At 68.1% G+C, this 3,906-nt stretch carries 4 protein-coding genes and 1 pseudogene; 3 read left to right on the plus strand and 2 right to left on the minus strand.

From position 1 onward, the window contains the following. Positions 1-334 (minus strand): annotated as a pseudogene (locus tag ACFDTH_RS17785) (radical SAM protein); the annotation flags it as partial. Positions 335-386: 52 nt separating this feature from the next. Here ACFDTH_RS17785 and ACFDTH_RS17790 point away from each other — a divergent pair. After that, positions 387-722, plus strand: coding sequence for a VOC family protein (locus ACFDTH_RS17790; protein WP_375288885.1), 336 nt, complete (start codon positions 387-389; stop codon positions 720-722). Here ACFDTH_RS17790 and moaB read toward each other — a convergent pair. Then, positions 719-1,246, minus strand: a complete 528-nt coding sequence (moaB, locus tag ACFDTH_RS17795; RefSeq protein ID WP_375288886.1) for a molybdenum cofactor biosynthesis protein B — start codon at positions 1,244-1,246, stop codon at positions 719-721. The genes ACFDTH_RS17790 and moaB overlap by 4 nt on opposite strands. 65 nt (positions 1,247-1,311) lie before the next feature. Here moaB and ACFDTH_RS17800 point away from each other — a divergent pair, with 65 nt between their 5' ends. Both ACFDTH_RS17800 and ACFDTH_RS17805 read left to right on the plus strand, forming a co-directional pair. Beyond that, positions 1,312-2,241 carry a bifunctional riboflavin kinase/FAD synthetase gene (locus ACFDTH_RS17800; RefSeq protein ID WP_375288887.1) on the plus strand — a complete coding sequence of 310 codons (930 nt, stop codon included), beginning with the start codon at positions 1,312-1,314 and terminating at the stop codon, positions 2,239-2,241. A gap of 244 nt (positions 2,242-2,485) precedes the next feature. Then, positions 2,486-3,906, plus strand: a 1,421-nt coding sequence (locus ACFDTH_RS17805; protein ID WP_375288888.1) for a class I tRNA ligase family protein, incomplete at its 3' end; no start/stop codon positions are given.

A 3,906-nucleotide genomic window follows, 5' to 3' on the forward strand; every position in this document is an offset into this window, starting at 1 on the left:
CAGCATCGGGCTTGGCGAACAGCTTCGTCTCGAAGTCGAGGCCGGGGGACAGGTCGTGAAAGGCGTGGGTGGGCCGGGCGAAGCAATAGATGCAGCCATGCTCGCAGCCGCGATAGGGGTTGATCGAACGGTCGAACGGCACGTCGGGCGAGGTGTTGCGCGCGATGATCGTCTTCGGGCGCTCGACCGTGACGGTGGTGCGCAGCGGCGGTGGCGCACCGTCGATCAGGTCGCGCTCGTCCAGCCAGTCGCCGTCCGCTTCGATGCCGGGCAGGTTGAAGCGGGTGCTCGCCAGGTTGAGCGTGGCGCCGCGGTGGGGACGGGGACTCGCCATTGCCCCGGCATAGCCGGACGTGTAGAACACATCAAGAACATAGGAGGCGTGGATGGCGAAGCTGAACTATCTGGAACTGCCGGTGGCGACGACCGATCGGGCCAAGGCCTTCTATTCGGGCGCGTTCGGCTGGGCCTTCACCGATTTCAGCCCGAGCTATGCGGCGACGACGGCCGGCGACTCGGACATCGGCCTGCAAGCCGACGCCGCCGAGCAGACCGCGGCGCTGCTGCCGGTGATCAAGGTCGACGATCTCGACGCGGCACTGGCGGCGGTGGAGGCGGCGGGCGGCGCGGTGACGCTGCCGATCTTCGCCTTTCCGGGCGGGCGGCGCTTTCACTTCCGCGACCCCGACGGGCATGAGCTGGCGGCGATGCAGCCGGGCTAGCGTTCGCCCAGCCGCGGCATCAGCTCGACGAAGTTGCAGGGGCGATGGCGGCTGTCGAGCTGGTCCTTGAGGATGCCGTCCCACGCGTCCTTGACCGCGCCGGTCGAGCCGGGGAGCGCGAAGATGTAGGTCTCGTGCGCCACCGCGGCGCAGGCGCGGCTCTGCACGGTGGAGGTGCCGATCGTCTGGAAGCTGAGCCAGCGGAACAGTTCGCCGAAGCCGGGGATCATTTTGGTGGCGACCCGCTCGACCGCCTCGGGGGTGACGTCGCGGCCGGTGACCCCGGTGCCGCCGGTGGTGAGGATCACGTCGACCTCCGGGTCCTCGCTCCAGGCGTGGAGGCGCGCGACAATGGTGTCGAGATCGTCGGGGATGATCTCGCGCGCCGCCAGGATGTGGCCGGCGGTGGTGAGGCGTTCCACCAGCGTGTCGCCCGAACGGTCGTCGGCGCGGGTGCGGGTGTCGGAAATCGTCAGCACCGCGATGCGGACGGGGAGGAAGGGGCGGGTCTCGTCGATGGGCATGGGCGGCATCCTAGCCGAGGCGATGGCACTCCCCAAAGCCCGAACCGCTCCCTATAGGCGTGCTCATGGAGCGGCTGGACGGCGGCTCGGTGGTGCCGCCGCATCTTGCCGGCGGGATCGTCGCGCTCGGCAATTTCGACGGATTTCACCTCGGCCACCAAGCGGTGGCGGGGCGGGCGATCGCGCGGGCGAAGGCGGAAGGGCGGCCGGCGCTGGTGGCGACCTTCGATCCGCATCCGGTGCGCCACTTCAAGCCCGACACGCCGCCGTTCCGGCTGACCACTTTGGACCAGCGCCAGGCGCTGTTCGCGGCGGCGGGGGCGGACGCGATGGTGGTGTTCCGCTTCGACGGCGACCTCGCCAATCTGACCGCGGAGCAGTTCGTGACCGAGCGGCTGATCGGCTGCCTGCGCGCGGGCGGGGTGGTGACGGGGGAGGACTTCACCTTCGGTCATCGCAAGGCTGGCAATGCCGAGGTGATGACGCGGCTGGGGCGCGAGCACGGCTTTTCCGACGACACCGTCGCCGCGGTGATGCTGGACGGCGAGCCGGTGTCGTCGAGCCGCATCCGCGCGGCGCTGCGGCTGGGCGAGACGCGCGCGGCGACGCGGCTGCTGACGCGGCCGTTCGTGATCGAAGGCGTGGTGACGCACGGCGACAAGCTCGGCCGCGAGATCGGCTATCCGACCGCGAACATCGAGATGGGGAGCTATCTGCGTCCGGCGTACGGCATTTATGCGGTGCGCGGGCGGCTGGAGGACGGGCGGATGCTGGACGGCGCGGCGAACCTGGGTATCCGGCCGAGCTTCACCCCGCCAAAGGAGCTGCTGGAGCCGTATTTCTTCGATTTCTCGGGCGATCTGTACGGGCAGAAGATCGCGGTGGAACTGGTGGAGTATCTGCGGCCCGAGGCCAAGTTCGAGACGCTGGAGGCGCTGACCGCGCAGATGGAGCGGGACTGCGCGCGGGCGCGGGCGGTTCTTCGGACAGGTTGATTTCACGCGAAGGCGCGAAGACGCGAAGAAGGTTTGGTTCAGAGGAGGCGCGGAGGCGCGGAGAAGAGGTCCTTGCCGCGCAGCGGCAGTTATCCTCTTTTAAAGCCGCTTCGCGGAGGACGCATCCAAACCTCTTCGCGTCTTCGCGTCTTCGCGTGAACCACACTTCTCTGCGCCTCCGCGCCTCCCCTGAACCAATCCCCCTTTGTCCCAGCCGTACACCTCCGCTAGAGCCCTCCGCCTGATGACCGACACCCCCGACGCACGCGACTGGCGCGACACCGTTTTCCTGCCCAAGACCGACTTCCCGATGAAGGCGGGCCTGGCGCAGAAGGAGCCTGCGATCCTCGAGCGGTGGCAGCGGATCGGGGTGTACCAGCGGCTGCGCGAGCAGCGCGCGGGGCGGGAGCGCTTCATCCTCCACGACGGCCCGCCCTATGCCAATGGCGACATCCACATGGGGCATGCGCTCAACAAGGTGCTCAAGGACATGATCGTCCGCAGCCGGACGCTGATGGGCTATGACGCGCCCTATGTTCCCGGCTGGGACTGCCACGGCCTGCCGATCGAGTGGAAGGTGGAGGAGGCGTATCGGGCCAAGAAGCTCGACAAGGACCAGGTGCCCGTGGCCCAGTTCCGCGCCGAGTGCCGCGCCTATGCCGACGAGTGGGTGGACGTGCAGCGCGCCGAGTTCCAGCGGCTGGGCGTGATGGGCGACTGGGCGGACCCGTACCTGACCATGAAGTACGAGGCCGAGGCGACGATCGCGGGCGAGCTCTTGAAGTTCGCCGAGAGCGGCCAGCTGTATCGCGGCGCCAAGCCGGTGATGTGGTCGCCCGTGGAGAAGACCGCGCTGGCCGAGGCCGAGGTCGAGTATGAGGACGTGGTGTCGACCCAGATCGACGTCGCGTTCGAGATCGTCGAGGCGCCGAACGCGCCGGAGTTGGTCGGCGCGCATGCGGTGATCTGGACGACCACGCCGTGGACGATCCCGGTGAACCAGGCTTTGGCCTATGGGGCGGAGATTGATTACGCCATTCTAGCGCGCGTCGATTATGATGATCGAGTGATCGGTCGGTATCTGGTCGCCACCGAGTTGGCGGATAAATTCCAGGAGCGGATGGAAGCGGCCCTCGGCTCGGATGGGGCTGTCTGGAGCACCGAGAGCTTCGTGTTCGGCTCCCAGCTCTCCGGCGCCATCGCCCGTCATCCCATGCACCACCTCGGCGAGTTCTTCGCCAAGCTGCGGCCGTTGCTTCCCGGCGACTTCGTCACCACCGATGCGGGCACCGGGCTGGTCCACATGTCGCCCGATCATGGCGAGGACGATTTCGAGCTGTGCCGCGCGCATGGCATCGATCCGGTGTTCGCGGTGGATGCGGCGGGCATGTACCGTACGGACTGGGCGTGGCTCGGCGGGCAGGGGAGCGTGATCAACAGGAAATTCGTCGCCGCCGACGGGCCGATCTGTTCGGACCTGCGCGCGGCGGGGGCGCTGCTGGCGGCGTCCGACGACTTCAAGCACAGCTATCCGCATTCGTGGCGGTCGAAGGCCAAGGTGATCTTCCGGTGCACGCCGCAGTGGTTCATCGGGATGGATGGGGCGAAGTACCCCTCTCCCCTTGTGGGAGAGGGAGGGGCCCGCTCGGCGTCAGCCGAGTGGGA

It is taken from the genome of Sphingomonas sp., assembly GCF_042096255.1.
Lineage (GTDB): Bacteria > Pseudomonadota > Alphaproteobacteria > Sphingomonadales > Sphingomonadaceae > Sphingomonas.